This window comes from Ruegeria arenilitoris (assembly GCF_013035315.1).
In the GTDB taxonomy this organism is placed as follows: Bacteria; Pseudomonadota; Alphaproteobacteria; order Rhodobacterales; family Rhodobacteraceae; genus Ruegeria; species Ruegeria arenilitoris_D.
Window position 1 is genome coordinate 64,463 of sequence record NZ_WQHP01000008.1, and the last position, 16,224, is coordinate 80,686.

Sequence of the window (16,224 nt, forward strand, 5' to 3'; positions counted from 1 at the left end):
CCCGAAGGGCGGCGGGGGCAGAGCCCCCTATTCTTACATGTGGATCACGCGTCCATAGGCATCCAGAACACTTTCATGCATCATTTCTGACAGTGTCGGATGCGGGAAGACTGTGTTCATCAGGTCTTCTTCCGTGGTTTCCAGCTGGCGGCCAACGACATAGCCTTGGATCAATTCCGTGACCTCCGCTCCGATCATGTGCGCACCTAGCAACTCACCGGTTTTCGCATCGAACACGGTCTTGATCAGACCCTCCGGCTCACCCAGCGCGATCGCCTTGCCGTTCCCGATGAAGGGAAACTTCCCGACTTTGACCTCATAGCCCAGCTCTTTGGCCTTTGCTTCGGTGTACCCGACCGACGCAACTTGCGGCTGGCAATAGGTGCAGCCCGCGATACTTTCGGGCTTCACCGGATGCGCATGCTGGCCAGCGATAAGTTCGGCGACCATTACACCTTCGTGGCTGGCCTTGTGCGCCAGCCAAGGCGCGCCGGCGATGTCGCCGATCGCATACAGGCCTTCGACACCCGTGCGGCAATACTCATCTGTAACCACGTGGGTCCGATCGATCTTGACGCCCAGAGTTTCGAGCCCAAGGTTTTCGACATTCCCGACGATGCCGACAGCCGAGATCACAGTATCAAACTCGTGCTTCTCAACCTTACCCCCAGTTTCGATATGGGCCGTGACCTTGCCCTTGGCGCGGTCCAGTTGCTTGACCATCGCCTTTTCCATGATGGTCATGCCCTGCTTGGTGAAAGCCTTCTTGGCAAAAGCGCTGATTTCGGCGTCTTCGACGGGCAGAACGCGGTCCATGACCTCGACAACGGTCGTATCCGCACCAAGTGTGTTGTAGAAGCTGGCGAACTCAATCCCGATTGCACCGGACCCAATGACCAGTAGCTTTTTCGGCATGCGCGGCGGCGTGAGCGCATGTTTGTATGTCCAGACCAGATCGCCATCCGCCTCAAGCCCTGGCAATTCGCGGGCGCGGGCCCCGGTGGCGACGATAATGTTCTTGGCCGTCAGCTCTTCGTTGCCCTTGTCGGTCTTGACGCTGACTTTGCCTTTCGCGGGGATCGTCGCCTCACCCATTATTACGGTGACTTTGTTCTTTTTCAGGAGGTGACCCACACCGCTTGTCAGCTGCTTGGCGACCCCGCGCGAGCGTTTTACCACCGCGTCCAGGTCATAGCCGATCTTATCGGCGCTCAGGCCGAAATCCTTGGCGCGCTCCATCAGGTGGAACACTTCGGACGACCGCAACAGTGCCTTTGTCGGGATGCACCCCCAGTTCAGGCAGATACCACCCAGATGCTCGCGTTCGACAACGGCTGTTTTCAGTCCCAGTTGCGCGGCACGAATTGCAGCCACATAACCGCCCGGACCGGCGCCAATTACGATCAGATCAAAAGATTGTGCAGCCATGTTTCCCTCTCGGCGCAGGTCGATTCAGAAATTAGTTTACCATTAAACTAAATCTCGAAACGCATCAACATATTGCTCCCGCGACAAATGCGACGCAGGGTAAAGTAGCGCGACATGCGCTGTTTTCAGCCTATACCGCACGTGCTTCAATAGCTAGAACAGAGGCACCAACCCCACGCGGGCTTTATGAAACCCAAGTCATTTGAAAGGCTTACCATGGCCAAAACGCTGAAAGATCTTTTGCTTGCCCTACTGAACGCCACGCTTATCCTGATTGCGCTGTGCTTGTTTCTGGGGTGGAAACTGGCGGCGACCGTCGACGACATCACCGGTAAGTTTGCCGAAAAGGTTCAGATTGTCGCCCCTTTGAAAGAAGAGGTTCAGGGCGTGCGCGGCGAATTGACGGCATTGCGCAGCGATCTGTCATCTATTCAGTTTGCCGGAACCGTGGCCGACAGTGCGACGGCTCAGAAACTGTCTGAGGTCTTGGACAAGCTGGATGATCTGGAATCGAACCTGCGCGGGGCGCAGTCGAAAATGGCTGAACTGACCGAGTCTCCGGACCAGTTGATCAACACGGCAATTGAGAATTCGGCCGACATTGTTGCCGACCGTATCATTGCAATCCGAGGGTGCGAGCCCGCGTCCTAGCTGGCCGCAGCCTGCAGCTCGCGCACGGTTGATCCATATCCGCCCATGCTGACATAGGCGGCTTCGTGCTCGGTCATTGGCCGCGACAGTGCGTCGTTGCGGTATGGGAACCGGCCGAACTTGCGGATCACTTCGCGATGCGCCCGTGCGTGCAACAGGTTGCCGTCGTCACTATTGGTCATGTTTTGACACATCAGACGAACGCAACGTTCCTGGTCACACAGGTTTTCGGAATGCATCAGGGGAAGGTAGAAGAACTGGCGTGCCGGTTCATCAATCTTCATGTCCCAACCCTTGTCGATTGCGCATTTCGCCGCCGACAGGGCCGCGCGATCCGATGCGAACGCCTTGGCGCTTCCGCGGAACATATTGCGCGAGAACTGATCCATCAGGATGATGTAAGCCAAAGCACCGCTGGGATATGTCAGCCAGAGTGAAAACCTGCCTTCATTCGCAGCTTCCCACGTTGTCAGGAACCTCTCGCGAATGTCTGCATCCAAATCGTCGTCCTGTAGATACCAACCCTTTGGACCGACTTCATCTAACCAATAACTCAATACTTCTTCAGGACTTGCCATGCCCTTAACTCCGTCGTGTTTCCCACCCCAGGGGACGTAAGGTCATTTAAGTGCGTTTTACACAGTTGTTACAGTAAAAAATTGCAACACTTGCGACATAATCTTGTGTCTTAGGCAACATCTTGCGTCTCTTGCTCGGCTTCGGCGGCTTCGATCGCCACTTCTTGCGCCAATTCCACGGCCACGGGTGAGGCCGTTGGGTAGACCGGCGACAGGGTTCCGGTCTCGTCGACCGGGATCGCCGCGCGCTGTGTCATGCGGTAGAGCGCATAGGCTGCCATTGTCACCAACAGCGCTGCAATGAACAGGAAGAACCCAGACGGGCCAAAGACGTCGTCACCCATCAGCCAACCGGTAATCAGCGGGCCAGCGATTGCGCCCAAACCGTTGATGAACAGCAATCCGCCAGAGGCCGCCGCCATATCCTCGTGCTCAAGAAAGTCATTCGCGTGGGCAATCAGCAAGGAATAGAGCGGGTTCGACATCCCTCCGATCACAAAGGCCGAAACCAGCAGCAGTGGGAAGGTCACGCCGAACACCATGCCCACAAAGGCCGCAATCGCTCCTACACCGGCAACCAGCATGATCAGGAAACGGCGGTCCATGCGATCCGACATCCAGCCCAGCGGGTATTGCAACACCAGTGCGCCAACATAGAAGGCCGCAACGAAGGTTGAAATCTCAACCAACGACAGCCCAGCGCGGGCGCCGTAAACCGAGGCCATCCCGAACTGTGCCGAGAAGACCCCCCCCAGAAGGAACATGCCGACGCAGCCGAGCGGCGAGTAGCCAAAAAGCTCGCGCAGGGTCATGGGTTTCGTTGTGTCGAACGCAGGCGTCGGTGAGATCGACAGAAGGATGGGCGCAAAAGACACCGAAACCAGGATCGAAGCGATGACGAAGGTATCGAAGCCAGCCGGATCGCCAACAAGGACCAAACCCTGCGCGGTGATGATGCCGGTCATCTGGAAGATCATGTAAAGCGACAGGGCCTGGCCGCGGTTTTCGTTACTGGCTGCATTGTTTAGCCAGCTTTCCGCGGTCACATACACGCCCGAAAAACAGAATCCGATCACGACGCGACCCAGAATCCAGACAATTGGATCTGTCATCAGCGGATACAGGATCATCACGGCGGAGATAAACGACGCCAGCGCCGCAAAGACCCGCACATGGCCGACACGACGGATCATCTCAGGTGCGAAACGCGAGCCACCCAGAAAGCCCATGAAGTACGCAGACATCACAAAGGACATCTGCAGAGTCGAAAACCCCTCAATCTCGCCCCGGACACCAAGGATCGTCCCCTGCAGGCCGTTCCCGACCATGAGCAAGCCCATACCAAGCAAAAGCGCCCACGCGCTGGAAAGGACCTGAAGCATTTGGGGCCTCCGAAGAATCTCGACCAGAAGTTTGAGTCCGTTCTGCTATGGAAAACGGCTTTGGTCATGCTTGTCTACGACATCGAAAAGATTCGATCCCGACAAGACGTCCCTTACGGGATCAAAAGCGACGAATCCCCGTAAGAGAAGAAGCGGTATTTCTGTTCAATGGCATGCGCATAGACCTGTTTCATCCGCTCTTGCCCCATCAGGGCCGAGACCAGCATCAGCAGGGTCGACTTGGGCAGGTGGAAATTGGTCATCAACGCATCGGTCACGTGGAACTTGAAACCGGGATAGATGAAAATGTCGGTGTCACCTTCCCACGGCTCGATCCGACCGGATCGGCTGGCGCTTTCGATCAGTCGAAGGGCAGTTGTGCCGACCGGGATCACCCGGCCTCCGGCTGCCTTGGTGTCGCGGATGTCCTGCGCGGCCGCGGCGCTGACCCTGCCCCACTCTGCGTGCATCTTGTGGGTCGTCACGTCCTCGACCTTGACCGGCAAAAATGTGCCCGCGCCCACATGCAGGGTGACATGCGTGAAGTCTACGCCGCGCGCAGCCAGCGCCTGCATCAGCGCATCGTCAAAATGCAGCGACGCTGTGGGCGCCGCCACAGCGCCGGAATTTCGGGCCCAGATCGTCTGATAATCCGTCTTGTCCTGCTCATCCGCTGGACGTTTGGCGGCGATGTAAGGCGGCAGCGGCATCGCCCCTGCCCGTTCCAGCGCAGCGTCGAAATCCTCGCCCGTCAGGTTGAACCGCAGATGGGCCTGCCCATCCTCAACCCGGTCCAAAGTCGCGCTGAGTTCGTCCGAGAACTGGATGTCCTCGCCCGGCTTCACTTTCTTCAACGGTTTGATCAGCGCGGCCCATGTGCCGTCGGCCTGCGGGTCCAACAACGTCGCTTCGATCGCGGCGGACACCGGACCTTGTGCGCTGTCACGGTGCCTGCGCCCGTTCAGGCGCGCGGGAATGACGCGCGTGTCGTTCAGAACCAAACGGTCCCTTGGCTGCAACCAGTTCGGCAAGTCAAAGACATGCGCATCCGAGATCGCCTGCCCCTCGGCCACCAAAAGGCGCGCGGACGAGCGCGGGTTGGCAGGTCGCGTGGCAATCAGGTCTTCGGGCAGATGGAAATCAAAATCGCTGAGTTTCATGGCCGCGCCATACAAGCCCCCACCGGATTCAGCAACCGCCCATTCAGTTATCCCTGGGGGGTGAACCAAAGGTCTGCTTGGGCTCATCCGGTTTTTGCGGCACGGCGTTGGGCCCGTCCGAGACCGTTGGCGCAGGAGCGCGCAGCAGGTTGCGCAGGAACAGGGGTGCAAGGCCCGACAGCGGGTTCACCGTCACTCGCGGCTGCGTCAACGGCCCGGTCAGGCGGTAGTTGAACCCAATGACCCCCTCGCCCTTTTTTGTGAAGACACTGCCGATGGCGTTGACCAGATAAATCGGAGAGATCGCCCCGCGCAGATCCAGCATGCCAGCCACCGTGTCAATCGTCCCGTCAAAAGACAACCCGATCGAGGGGCCAACGGCGCTGCCGCTGAGCACCTTGATCTCGGTCGGTGTGATCCGCATGCGGCTGTCTATGGTCGCAAAAAAGATACCCTGCCCCGTCATTTCATCCAACAGACCAACCAAGCTGATAGCGTCTAGCAACGCGGCCATCGCAGGGGCATCGGTAATTCGGGTGTTCACGATCTTAAGGATCACGTCATAGTTTCCGGGTGCGCTCACCGGTTCCAGCTGCAAGTCCAGTCCGCCGCCCCGTGCCTGCGTAATGACCCCAGCCGAACGCAACACGGCCCCCGCATCATTCGACTTAATGTTCACGGCACTGCGTCCGTTGCGGGGGCTGACCGCACCACTGACGGCGGCACCGCCATTCACTTGGGACGTAAAGGTGCCGTTGATGCCACCGGTTGTTTGGAACGAGCCCCTGAACCCGGTCAGTGCCACGTCTTCGGTCACCTGAAGGCGGTCCAGCAGAACGTCCAGCCTTGGACCGGGACCCGATCCACCTCCGCCGCCGCCGGAGCCCAAGGTCGCACGACCCAGGTTCAACACGCCGCCCTGCACCACGATATTAGGCACCGGGCCTCCGCTGTTGATCAGTTCCGCCGGGACGGCCAGCCAATTGCCCAGATCGAACGAGCTGAAACGCATCCGATCAAACTGCCCACCATCTCGGAACGTTATCGACGCCGTGCTGCGCAGCCCCGCCACGTCCAGTTGCAGGTTATCCACGCGCGGTTGTTGTCCCAGCGTTGCGTCCAGCACCATCGTACCGGTCGCCGCAGCGCCTTTGCGCCACCCGAGTTCCGGAATCGCAAGCCCAACCCCCGCCAGATCAGATGTCGCTGTGAGTTTGATGGGCTCGTCCGCGCCGATCCCGACGGTTACATCCGCAGTTCCGGTCCCGGTCAGCATCCCCGAGGGCAGCGGAACCTTCAGTTCGCTCATCAACCTTGGGGACAGTTCGATCTGGCCTGTCAGTTCGCTGCTCTGCGGTCCTTCCCCGCCGATGGGCTGCCGCCAGGCAACCTGCATCGGCACCTGACCAAACAGCCCGTTGCCGTCAATTTCCACCTCTGTCTGGTTCCCCGTCAGGTTCAACAGACTAGCACTGACCGCGTATCCGGGAACCAACTTGTCACTTTGGACATTTTCGATCTCACCAGTGAAGTGAAACTCGGTATCCTGAAACTTCAGTTCTTTTTTCAACGGCAAGGCCAGTGTCCCCGTCAGGTTGACCTGACCCTCTGCCAGATCGACCGGCAGGCTCGCTTTGCTCAATAGGCTAAGCGGCGGCCGGTCGAGCAATGACAAAGCAGCCTCGACGCTGCCCCTGGCGATGATACGCGCAATCGCTGGTGTTGCGCCCTTGGCGGTTGTGTCGGGTATGATGAAAGAGGTACCGGCCACATCTACCGCACCGCCCTGATCCGCGACAACAATCCCATGTTCGGCTGTGACGGTGAACCTGTCTTTCAGCAGGCTCAGACGGCCCTGCCCATTCTGGATCAACGGCAGAGTTTTGGCGAACCTGATCTGGGCCTGATCGAACCCCACCCCAAGGTAAATGTCAGGTGCATTGCCGGGATCCAGACGCAAGGCGAATTCTACGTCCGAGAACTGACCTTCGTACAGGTTTTCCGCCACCCATTTACGCGGGTTCGGGGCCAGCGCCTCGGGCCAGTATCGCAGCAGGTTCTCGGACCCCATCTTATCCAGTTGGGCATCCAGCGCGGCCACCCAACCGTCCGGCTGTCCGATCAACTTCCCCGTAGCATGAAGCTCATGCAAGCCATCAATGATGGTCAACTGCCCCAGTTCCAACTCGAACGGGGCCAGTTTCATCTGAAAATCCAGATCGGCGCGGGCGGTTTCCAGCGACTCGGGGAACAGACCGCCGGGATAGATATCAATGCTGTTCAGGGTCAGTTGCGCGGTCAGGCTTTCCAGAACTCCATTCTGGATCCCGTTCAAAAACGCTGTGCCCTCGGCCTGAACGGCCCCTAGGTCGGACACCAAGGACGCTTCGTTGAAATCCAGAACCTGCCGCGCGGGGTCGTAAGTGAAATAGGCGCGCGCCGAGTCAAAGCGGATCGGTCGGGTTTCGGGTGTGGGTTGGACCACGCCCGCGCCCAAGTTCAGCGTGGCAAACAGCGGACCCAACGCGGCTTGGCCGTCAACACTGCCGCGGAGAGAGCCGGAAATCGGGGCCTTGAGAACCTGCAACCATCCCAGCGCCACGCTTTGCCCGGCAATATCCTCGGACGGCAGGTCGGTGATCGACACGCCAAAGCTGGCCTGCGGACTGCCAAGGACGCTGGTATAGTTCGCCTCAATCGTGCTGGCGTAATCGCGCCCGGTCAGAACCGAGAACCCGGTGGCCAGTCGCATCTCATCGCCCTCTCTGGTGGCCGAGATATGACCGCCGTCAAACACCCATGCCCGTCCAAGCCGCAGGTCCTGATAATCCAGCGTCAGCGACTCCAGATCAATCGATCGCAGCCCCGACAGGATCGGGGACAGAAAGACATCGTCCGACTCTTCAATCAGTTGCGCCAGTGTTGGCGCACGTTGCACAGGCGCACTGCCCGAGCCAACCGTCAGCGACAAAGCACCATCCTCACCACGGGTCAAAGCGATCTGCGCGCCGCGCAGAGTGATCCGCCGGGGCCTGATCTGACCACGCAGCAAACCACGCATCGACAGCCGGGTCCGCAAGTCCGAAACCTGAGCAATCTGCTGACCTGCCGCGTCGCTGATGGTCACATCGGTCAGCCGGATACGCGGCCGCCAGTTTTCGTTGACGATGAAACTGGCGTCGCCAAACGTGAACCGCAATCCACCCAGGCTTTGTTCCAATCGCGCCTCAACCCTTTCCTTGACCCATTCCGGGGCGTGCAGTTGTTTTCCGATGACAAAGAACCAGCCAGCCCCGGCCAGCAGACACAACACTATGATGGTTCCGACGAGCCAACGCGCAGCAATACGACGCCGCGACCGGCGGCGCGCAGGCATTTGCGGCCGGTCTGCACTTGCGTCTTCGTGCTGAACCAATTTTTTATCCAAGCCTTTCAACCCGCTCGTGCCGCCCTATTATGCCGGACAGCCTTTAAAAACCTTTAGCGGAGTTTCCAATGCCCGACGTAACAGACATCGCCCCTGATTTCACATTACCCCGCGACGGCGGCGGCGAGGTGACCCTGTCGGACCTGCGCGGCGGTTCCGTCGTGCTGTTTTTCTACCCTCGCGATGATACGCCGGGCTGTACCAAGGAATCCATCGGTTTCTCGGAACAACTTCAGGCCTTTGCCGATGCGGGTGCTCAAGTTTTCGGCATCTCGCGGGACAGCGTTGCCAAGCATGACAAGTTTGTCGCCAAACATAGCCTGACTACGCCGCTTTTGTCTGACGAAGGATCGTCGGTCTGTGAGGATTACGGCGTCTGGGTCGAAAAGAACATGTATGGCAAGAAATCCATGGGCATTCAGCGCTCGACCTTCCTGATCGACGCGGACGGTAAGATCGCCAAGGTCTGGCGCAAGGTCAAAGTGCCCGGCCACGTGGATGAGGTACTGGAAGCGGTGCGGGCCCTGTAACCCTCTCGACCACGGTCGCCATCCGGTTTATGAGCCGCCAACCTCAATCAGCGGAGCAAGCCAGTGCCAAAAACACTGACCCAGATGGCGACCGAAGTTCTGACCACGGCCGATGGTCGCGAAAAGACAGCTTTGTCCAAGCGCCACGCCGCCGCATGGTTCGCATCGCGCAAGGGGGACGCCCCAACGATTGAGATCGGCACCGCAACGCCGCCGCTGAATCCGGCCCGTCCGGATAAACCCGAACTGCTGTCGCCACGCGAAGTTCCCAAGCGCAAACCCGGATCAGAAGCCGGTCGCATTGCCCTGCTGCACGCGGTTGCGCATATCGAGTTGAACGCAGTGGACCTGCACTGGGACATCATCGCGCGGTTCGGTCACGTGCCGATGCCGGTTGGTTTCTACGACGACTGGGTCAAATGCGCCGAGGAAGAGTCGCGTCATTTCGAGATGGTTTGCGATTGTCTGGAAAACATGGGCAGCCATTATGGTGCCCTACCCGCCCATGCCGGGATGTGGCGCGCCGCTGAGGATACCGCCGAGGACCTCATGGGGCGTTTGGCCGTCGTTCCCATGGTGCTTGAGGCGCGGGGGCTGGATGTGACACCGGGTATGATCGACATCTTCCGTAAGGCCAAGGCCGAGCAGGCGATTGCCGCGCTGGAAATCATCTATGCTGAAGAAGTGGGCCACGTGGCCTACGGGTCCAAGTGGTTTCATTTCCTGTGCGGACGCGAAAATGCCGACCCCAAGGATGTGTTTCACCAGCTTGTGCGCAAGTATTTCCACGGTGCCCTCAAGCCCCCCTTCAATGAGGAAAAACGCGCCGAGGCCGGGTTGCCGCCGGATTTCTACTGGCCCCTGACCGAAGACATGCCGCTGCCGGGCCAAGCCCAATAAACACGCGCAAGTTGACGTTATCGGCAAGTTCTTGCCTAGATTCGGCGGTAAAATCCTGTAACGCCGGGTCGATTGGTTAACAAACTTGCCCAAAGGCCACTCTGCCTCTATTCACTTCGCCCAAGGGACGGCTATCACTCACGACCGGCCCGATCTTTGGGGATGGAGAGGTAAGACGCGTGAGAACTCGTCTGGCGATCAAATTACACTCACTGCTTGAGCGGCATTTTCCTGAACGCCGTGTATTTCTGAAATCGGACAACGATACCCGGTTCATCCGGCTCAGCTCGGAAACGCAGATCGTCGCCGTTGCTGGTGTCGCTGTTTTTGTAGGATGGACCGCCGTCGCCACCGCGATCCTGTTGATGGACAGCATCGGATCAGGCAACTTCCGGGAACAGGCCAAACGTGATCAGGCGACCTATCAGGAACGTCTTAACATCATGTCCGCCGAGCGCGACATGCGTGCGCAAGAGGCCGTAGCCGCACAAGACCGTTTCAATGCCGCGCTAGAGCAAATCTCGGCCATGCAGTCCGAGCTGCTGGCTTCGGAAAACCGCCGCCGCGAACTTGAGACCGGGATTGAGGTCATCCAGACCACACTCCGCGCGACGATGAAGCAGCGCGAAGAGGCCCGCACTGAGCTGACCAAACTGCAGCAGGAAGCAGGCGACGGCGACATGTATATGGCCGCCGTCGGCAACCCCGAGCAGATGAATTTCATGACCGAAGCGCTGGCGCGCACGGCAGAAGAACGCGACCAGATCGCAGCCAACGCCAAGAATGCGCTGGAACAGCGTGACGATTTGGAACTGGAAATCCGGCTGATGCAGGAACGCAGCGACGAGATTTTCCGCCAGTTGGAAGAGGCGATGGTGATCTCGGTCGAGCCACTGGACAAAATGTTCCGCAAGGCCGGTATGCCAACCGACCGCATCATCGAAGAAGTCCGCCGCGGTTACAGCGGCATGGGCGGCCCCCTAACCCCCATCTCTTATAGTACGCGCGGTGAGGAACTGACCCCCGACGAGATCCGCGCGAATGCTCTGCTGCAACAAATGGATCAGCTAAACCTGTATCGCATCGCAGCGGAGAAAGCGCCGTTTGCAAGCCCCGTTAATTCCGTCGTGCGATTCACGAGCGGTTTCGGGACGCGCCGTGACCCCAAAACAGGTGGTCGCCGCATGCACAACGGCGCCGATTTCGCCGGTGCCCACGGCACCGACATCTTTGCCACCGCAGACGGCGTTGTCACCCATGCGGGATGGCAGTCCGGATTTGGTCGGCTGGTAAAAATTAAGCACGCCTTCGGAATTGAGACACTTTATGCCCATAACACAAAGATACGTGTGAAGGTTGGTCAAAGGGTCTCGCGCGGGGATCATATTGCTGATATGGGTAGCACCGGACGGTCAACCGGCACGCACCTGCACTATGAAGTGCGCGTGAACGGAAAACCTGTTAACCCAATGACTTACATCAAGGCTGCGAGAAATGTTTTCTAAGAGCAAAATCAACGAGCCCTCGTCCGCTGCACCCGAGGCGGCAAAACCTGCCGCTCCGGCGACACCGGCCGCGTCTGCACCGACAGAAAACAAGGCCAGCACCGCGCCCAAGCCCAAGCCGCCGGCGTCGGTTCTGTCCTCGGACCTGCATATCACGGGCAACCTCAAGACCTCGGGCGATATCCAGGTTGAAGGCACTGTCGAAGGCGATATCCGTGCACACCTGCTGACCATCGGTGAGACCGCGACGATCAAAGGCGAAGTCACTGCTGATGATGTCGTAATCAACGGCCGCATCGTGGGTCGCGTGCGTGGCTTGAAAGTCCGCCTGACCTCGACCGCACGTGTCGAAGGCGACATCATCCACAAGACCATCGCAATCGAAAGCGGTGCGCATTTCGAAGGTTCGGTTCAGCGTCAGGACGATCCACTGAACCCTGGCCGCAGCGGCAAGGCGGGCGCAAACCCGGCCGCAGAGGTCAAGCAGTAACGCTGACCACCTGAATTGGTTTGGAACGCCGCGGGGAGACCTGCGGCGTTTTTCTTTCGCCCAGCCGGATGGGATTTCCGGTTTCAACCGGGGGCCTTGCGCCTATAGTGACCCCCATGCTGTTCTTCTTTCTCGCCCTGGCGCTTATCGCTGGCTTCGTTCTGTATCGCCACTGGTCCAAATCCCAGAAGCGCCAACAGCTACTGTCCACGCCCTTGTCGGATCACCAGCGCCAGATCATCGAAGAGCATGTGCCACTGATCCGCCGCCTGCCGCTGGACTTGCGGGTCAAACTGGACGGCAAGGTAAACCTTTTTCTGAATCAGGTCCGTTTCTTTGGGTGCGAGGGGCTGGAGGTCACGGAAGAGATGGAACTGGCCATCTCTGCACAAGCTTGCCTGCTGATCGTGAACAGTGACCTGTGGTACGACAACCTGACAACCATCCTGATCTACCCCAACGCCTTCAAGTCGCGACAACGTCGGCAGGATGGCTATGTGATCAGCGAGAAGGAAATCGTCCGCACCGGGGAAAGCTGGGACCGCGGTCCGGTGATCCTGTCCTGGCGACACAGCGAGTTGGGCGCGCTGAATGACCATGACGGGCAAAACGTGGTTTTGCACGAATTCGCCCATCAGATCGACGACCTGTCAGGCGGCACCAACGGCGTTCCGATCCTGAGCGACGGTCAAACCTTTGCCGAGTGGGAGCGGGTCTTTCTGACCGCCTACGACGCCCATGTCCACGCGGTCGAGCACGGGCGGAACACCGTCATCGACCCCTATGGCGCGACCGGTCATGAAGAGTTCTTTGCTGTCTCTGTCGAGGTGTTCTTTGAAAAACCCCGCGCGCTCAAATCTGAGGTGCCGGAGGTTTATGATCAACTGTCCAAGTTGTTCCGTCTGGACCCGGCAGAGTGGATCTGACAACGCTTTTTTGGATTGGGCTCCTGCGGCCTTCTCAGCCAGATCACATAAAATTTAACAAAATCTGATTTTTGAACTACACTGAAACCATTGTTTTCTGGAGGACTTTTGATGTCATCAAAACTCATCGCTGAATTCTTTGGTACATTTTGGTTGGTGCTTGGAGGCTGCGGAAGCGCGGTTCTAGCCGCCGGAGTGGCCGATGTGGGCATAGGCTGGCTGGGCGTTTCATTTGCCTTCGGCCTGACGGTTCTGACCATGGCCTACGCGGTCGGGCATATCTCGGGCGGGCATTTCAACCCGGCGGTCAGCCTTGGGCTGATGATCGGCGGGCGGTTCCCGGCCAAGGATCTGATCCCCTATTGGATCGCCCAGGTGATCGGCGCGATAGCCGCCGCCGCTGTTCTGTATCTGATCGTCAGCGGCGCGCCCAACTTTGAAGGTGTCGGCAGCTTTGCATCGAACGGATACGGCGCTGCGTCGCCCGAGGGGTATTCACTGACATCAGCTCTGGTGATCGAGATCGTGATGACCGCGTTCTTTGTTATCGTCATTCTAGGCGCGACGTCCAACTTTGCCCCCGAAGGGTTTGCCCCGATCGCAATCGGGCTCTGCCTGACGCTGATCCACCTGATCTCGATCCCGGTGACGAACACATCCGTAAACCCGGCCCGCTCGACAGGCGTTGCTCTGTTTGCTGATGGCCCAGCCTTGGCACAGCTTTGGCTGTTTTGGGTCGCGCCCCTGATCGGTGCAGCCGTCGGAGCGTTGATCTGGAAAGCAATGGGCGACGACTGAGCCGTCCAGAAATGATTGACCCCGGCGCGTCAAACACGTCGGGGTCTTTTCTTTAATCGATTACGGTAACCTTTTTCATCACATCCGGCTGGCCGATGACGGCGCCGTTCTGGCCCTCGCCACGTTTGATCGCATCCACGACATCCATGCCTTCGGTGACCTGACCGACAACTGTGTATTGCCCGTTCAGGAACGGACCTGGAGCAAACATGATGAAGAACTGCGAGTTGGCGCTGTTGGGGTCCTGCGTCCGGGCCATGCCGACGACACCCCGGTCATAGTTATAGTCCGAGAACTCGGCAGGCAGGTCGGGGCGGTCCGATCCACCGGAACCCGCGCGGCTCATATCGCTGCCCAGACGGCCATGTTCGACATCACCGGTTTGCGCCATGAAGCCGTCGATCACGCGATGGAACACCACGCCATCATACTTGCCTTCGGCAGCCAGACTCGAAATCTGTTCAACATGCTTGGGGGCAAGATCGTCGAACAGGTCGATGGTGACGGTGCCATTGGCCCCCTCGCCTTCGATTTCAATCTCAAGACCAGTGGCCAGCGCGGGGCTGGCCAACAGGGCAAATGCAGCGACGAGCTTATACATCAGCCGCCACCTTGACGCTGATCATCCGGTCAGGGCTTGCTGGCGGCTCACCGCGGGTGATCGCGTCAACATGTTCCATCCCGTCGATCACACGACCGTATACGGTGTACTGACCGTTCAGGAAGTGATTGTCTTTGAAGTTAATGAAGAACTGCGAGTTGGCCGAGTCCGGGTTCTGCGACCGCGCCGCGCCCAGCGTGCCACGGTCATGCGGCAGCTTCGAAAACTCCGCCGGAACGTTCGGCAGAGACGACCCACCGGTGCCAGCCATACGAATGTTGAACCCGTCTTCCATGTCACCGTGCTGGACGTCTCCGGTCTGCGCCATGAAGCCGTCGATCACACGGTGAAAGGCCACGTTGTCATACTCGCCACCGCGCGCCAGTTCCTTCATGCGAGCGCTGTGCTGGGGGGCCACGTCGGGCAGCAGCTCAATGACGACATTGCCGCCCTTAAGCTCGATGATGATTGTGTTTTCGGGATCTTTGATCTCGGCCATGAGGCCCTCCTGTCGTTTGGTCTTGGCCAAATAACTATGCGCCAGGGGCGTGAATGCCAAGTGACGCATTGACCTGAGGGCAAAATGAAGGAAAAGAACCGCCTAAATCACTTTCACAATTGTCGAGGATTGCGCGATGGGCTGGAAAACACTGGACGACATGGACCTGAACGGCAAGCGCGTGCTGGTGCGCGTGGACATCAACGTGCCGGTGGTCGACGGGGTTGTCACCGACGCCACGCGGATCGAACGCATTGTACCGACTGTCAAAGACATCCTGGCCGCTGGCGGCAAGCCAATCCTGCTAGCGCATTTTGGGCGTCCGGGCGGAGAACGTCGCCAGAACCTGTCGCTGAAGCAGCTTGTTCCCACATTGGAAGCCGCATTTGGCACCAAAGTTCGCTTTGGCGATGACTGCGTTGGGATCGAGGCAGAAACCGCCGCCGCAAATCTGGCCGCTGGCGAAGTGCTTTTGCTGGAAAACACGCGCTTTCACGCAGCAGAAACCAAGAACAGCTCTGAGCTGGCCGCGGGCATGGCTAAGATGGGTGACATCTATTGCAACGACGCTTTCTCAGCCGCACACCGCGCCCATAGCTCGACCGAGGCGCTGGCTCGCCTGTTGCCCGCCTGTGCGGGTCGTCTGATGCAACAAGAGCTGAGCGCGCTTGAGGCCGCTTTGGGCACGCCCAAGCGCCCCGTGACTGCCGTTGTAGGTGGGGCCAAGGTTTCGACCAAGCTGGACCTGCTGGGCAACCTGATCGAAAAGGTGGACTACCTGATCATCGGCGGCGGCATGGCCAACACATTCCTTGTGGCGCAAGGCGTCAACGTCGGTAAGTCGCTGGCAGAGGTGGCGATGAAAGACACCGCCTCCGAAATTCTGGCAAAGGCTAAGACGACCGGGTGTGAGATCATCCTGCCGCGCGATATTGTTGTCGCCGAGAAGTTTGAGGCGCACGCACCCAATCAGGTTCTGCCTACCGACCAGTGCCCGGAAGACAGCATGATCCTGGACGCAGGCCCGGAAACCGTTGCCGCGATCACCGAGATTTTTGAGAAAAGCCAAACCCTGATCTGGAACGGCCCGCTGGGCGCATTCGAGATCGAACCGTTCGATGCCGCCACCAACGCCGCCGCCCTCAAAGCAGCAGAGCTGACGCGGGCTAGCAAGTTGGTATCGGTTGCAGGTGGAGGAGACACGGTGGCCGCGCTGAATGCATCCGGGGCGGCCAAGGATTTCTCTTACATCTCGACGGCTGGTGGCGCATTCCTGGAATGGATGGAAGGCAAAACCCTGCCCGGCGTTGCAGCACTGGACCAATAACCCCTTTCTGGGCGGCAATCGG

The 16,224-nt window shown here is 58.9% G+C and carries 15 protein-coding genes; 8 read left to right on the plus strand and 7 right to left on the minus strand.

Annotated features, from left to right (window positions below; genetic code table 11):
- Nucleotides 1-33: 33 nt before the first annotated feature.
- The gene (gene lpdA / locus GOV53_RS16860; protein WP_170468529.1) at nucleotides 34-1,428 is read right to left on the minus strand and encodes a dihydrolipoyl dehydrogenase; all 1,395 of its coding nucleotides are present in this window, start codon (nucleotides 1,426-1,428) and stop codon (nucleotides 34-36) included.
- A 216-nt stretch (nucleotides 1,429-1,644) separates the two neighbouring features.
- On the opposite strand from lpdA, the gene GOV53_RS16865 reads away from it, so the two are divergent.
- Nucleotides 1,645-2,079 (plus strand): hypothetical protein, encoded by a 435-nt coding sequence (locus GOV53_RS16865; protein ID WP_170468531.1) that lies wholly within the window; start codon nucleotides 1,645-1,647, stop codon nucleotides 2,077-2,079.
- Here the strand turns inward: GOV53_RS16865 and GOV53_RS16870 are convergent.
- From GOV53_RS16870 to GOV53_RS16885, 4 genes are all read right to left on the minus strand, one after another.
- Nucleotides 2,076-2,657: a DUF924 family protein gene (locus GOV53_RS16870; protein WP_170468533.1), complete on the minus strand. Its 582-nt coding sequence runs from the start codon at nucleotides 2,655-2,657 to the stop codon at nucleotides 2,076-2,078. The two genes, GOV53_RS16865 and GOV53_RS16870, sit on opposite strands and share 4 nt — an antisense overlap.
- 110 nt (nucleotides 2,658-2,767) lie before the next feature.
- Nucleotides 2,768-4,039 (minus strand): MFS transporter, encoded by a 1,272-nt coding sequence (locus GOV53_RS16875; RefSeq protein ID WP_170468535.1) that lies wholly within the window; start codon nucleotides 4,037-4,039, stop codon nucleotides 2,768-2,770.
- 113 nt (nucleotides 4,040-4,152) lie between these two features.
- Nucleotides 4,153-5,199, minus strand: a complete 1,047-nt coding sequence (queA, locus tag GOV53_RS16880) for a tRNA preQ1(34) S-adenosylmethionine ribosyltransferase-isomerase QueA (RefSeq protein ID WP_170468537.1) — start codon at nucleotides 5,197-5,199, stop codon at nucleotides 4,153-4,155.
- A 43-nt stretch (nucleotides 5,200-5,242) separates the two neighbouring features.
- A complete protein-coding gene (locus GOV53_RS16885; protein WP_254439316.1) occupies nucleotides 5,243-8,626 on the minus strand; it encodes a DUF3971 domain-containing protein in 3,384 nt (1,127 codons plus the stop codon).
- Between the two features lie 68 nt (nucleotides 8,627-8,694).
- Between GOV53_RS16885 and GOV53_RS16890 the strand changes: the two genes are divergently transcribed.
- The 6 genes from GOV53_RS16890 (at nucleotide 8,695) to aqpZ (ending at nucleotide 13,775) form a co-directional block, all read left to right on the plus strand.
- Nucleotides 8,695-9,156 carry a peroxiredoxin gene (locus GOV53_RS16890; protein WP_170468539.1) on the plus strand — a complete coding sequence of 154 codons (462 nt, stop codon included), beginning with the start codon at nucleotides 8,695-8,697 and terminating at the stop codon, nucleotides 9,154-9,156.
- An 84-nt stretch (nucleotides 9,157-9,240) separates the two neighbouring features.
- Nucleotides 9,241-10,056 carry a ferritin-like domain-containing protein gene (locus GOV53_RS16895; RefSeq protein ID WP_170468693.1) on the plus strand — a complete coding sequence of 272 codons (816 nt, stop codon included), beginning with the start codon at nucleotides 9,241-9,243 and terminating at the stop codon, nucleotides 10,054-10,056.
- 179 nt (nucleotides 10,057-10,235) lie between these two features.
- Nucleotides 10,236-11,561 (plus strand): DUF5930 domain-containing protein, encoded by a 1,326-nt coding sequence (locus GOV53_RS16900; RefSeq protein WP_170468541.1) that lies wholly within the window; start codon nucleotides 10,236-10,238, stop codon nucleotides 11,559-11,561.
- The gene (locus GOV53_RS16905) at nucleotides 11,551-12,051 is read left to right on the plus strand and encodes a bactofilin family protein (RefSeq protein WP_170427958.1); all 501 of its coding nucleotides are present in this window, start codon (nucleotides 11,551-11,553) and stop codon (nucleotides 12,049-12,051) included. The genes GOV53_RS16900 and GOV53_RS16905 overlap by 11 nt, the downstream gene beginning before the upstream one ends.
- A 116-nt stretch (nucleotides 12,052-12,167) precedes the next feature.
- Nucleotides 12,168-12,977 carry a zinc-dependent peptidase gene (locus GOV53_RS16910; protein ID WP_170468543.1) on the plus strand — a complete coding sequence of 270 codons (810 nt, stop codon included), beginning with the start codon at nucleotides 12,168-12,170 and terminating at the stop codon, nucleotides 12,975-12,977.
- Between the two features lie 111 nt (nucleotides 12,978-13,088).
- Nucleotides 13,089-13,775 carry an aquaporin Z gene (aqpZ, locus tag GOV53_RS16915; RefSeq protein ID WP_170468545.1) on the plus strand — a complete coding sequence of 229 codons (687 nt, stop codon included), beginning with the start codon at nucleotides 13,089-13,091 and terminating at the stop codon, nucleotides 13,773-13,775.
- A gap of 52 nt (nucleotides 13,776-13,827) precedes the next feature.
- Here the strand turns inward: aqpZ and GOV53_RS16920 are convergent, their stop codons facing one another.
- Both GOV53_RS16920 and GOV53_RS16925 read right to left on the minus strand, forming a co-directional pair.
- The gene (locus GOV53_RS16920) at nucleotides 13,828-14,376 is read right to left on the minus strand and encodes a peptidylprolyl isomerase (protein ID WP_170468546.1); all 549 of its coding nucleotides are present in this window, start codon (nucleotides 14,374-14,376) and stop codon (nucleotides 13,828-13,830) included.
- Nucleotides 14,369-14,875 (minus strand): peptidylprolyl isomerase, encoded by a 507-nt coding sequence (locus GOV53_RS16925; protein ID WP_170427969.1) that lies wholly within the window; start codon nucleotides 14,873-14,875, stop codon nucleotides 14,369-14,371. The genes GOV53_RS16920 and GOV53_RS16925 overlap by 8 nt, the downstream gene beginning before the upstream one ends.
- 136 nt (nucleotides 14,876-15,011) lie before the next feature.
- Here GOV53_RS16925 and GOV53_RS16930 point away from each other — a divergent pair, with 136 nt between their 5' ends.
- Nucleotides 15,012-16,202: a phosphoglycerate kinase gene (locus GOV53_RS16930; protein WP_170468548.1), complete on the plus strand. Its 1,191-nt coding sequence runs from the start codon at nucleotides 15,012-15,014 to the stop codon at nucleotides 16,200-16,202.
- Nucleotides 16,203-16,224 lie beyond the last annotated feature (22 nt).

What these genes read in the sequence shown, in the direction of transcription:
- lpdA (WP_170468529.1), bottom strand. Translation starts at nt 1,428, where the DNA reads ATGGCTGCACAATCTTTTGATCTGATCGTAATTGGCGCCGGTCCGGGC.
- GOV53_RS16865 (WP_170468531.1), top strand. Translation starts at nt 1,645, where the DNA reads ATGGCCAAAACGCTGAAAGATCTTTTGCTTGCCCTACTGAACGCCACG.
- GOV53_RS16870 (WP_170468533.1), bottom strand. Translation starts at nt 2,657, where the DNA reads ATGGCAAGTCCTGAAGAAGTATTGAGTTATTGGTTAGATGAAGTCGGT.
- GOV53_RS16875 (WP_170468535.1), bottom strand. Translation starts at nt 4,039, where the DNA reads ATGCTTCAGGTCCTTTCCAGCGCGTGGGCGCTTTTGCTTGGTATGGGC.
- queA (WP_170468537.1), bottom strand. Translation starts at nt 5,199, where the DNA reads ATGAAACTCAGCGATTTTGATTTCCATCTGCCCGAAGACCTGATTGCC.
- GOV53_RS16890 (WP_170468539.1), top strand. Translation starts at nt 8,695, where the DNA reads ATGCCCGACGTAACAGACATCGCCCCTGATTTCACATTACCCCGCGAC.
- GOV53_RS16895 (WP_170468693.1), top strand. Translation starts at nt 9,241, where the DNA reads ATGGCGACCGAAGTTCTGACCACGGCCGATGGTCGCGAAAAGACAGCT.
- GOV53_RS16905 (WP_170427958.1), top strand. Translation starts at nt 11,551, where the DNA reads ATGTTTTCTAAGAGCAAAATCAACGAGCCCTCGTCCGCTGCACCCGAG.
- GOV53_RS16910 (WP_170468543.1), top strand. Translation starts at nt 12,168, where the DNA reads ATGCTGTTCTTCTTTCTCGCCCTGGCGCTTATCGCTGGCTTCGTTCTG.
- aqpZ (WP_170468545.1), top strand. Translation starts at nt 13,089, where the DNA reads ATGTCATCAAAACTCATCGCTGAATTCTTTGGTACATTTTGGTTGGTG.
- GOV53_RS16920 (WP_170468546.1), bottom strand. Translation starts at nt 14,376, where the DNA reads ATGTATAAGCTCGTCGCTGCATTTGCCCTGTTGGCCAGCCCCGCGCTG.
- GOV53_RS16925 (WP_170427969.1), bottom strand. Translation starts at nt 14,875, where the DNA reads ATGGCCGAGATCAAAGATCCCGAAAACACAATCATCATCGAGCTTAAG.
- GOV53_RS16930 (WP_170468548.1), top strand. Translation starts at nt 15,012, where the DNA reads ATGGGCTGGAAAACACTGGACGACATGGACCTGAACGGCAAGCGCGTG.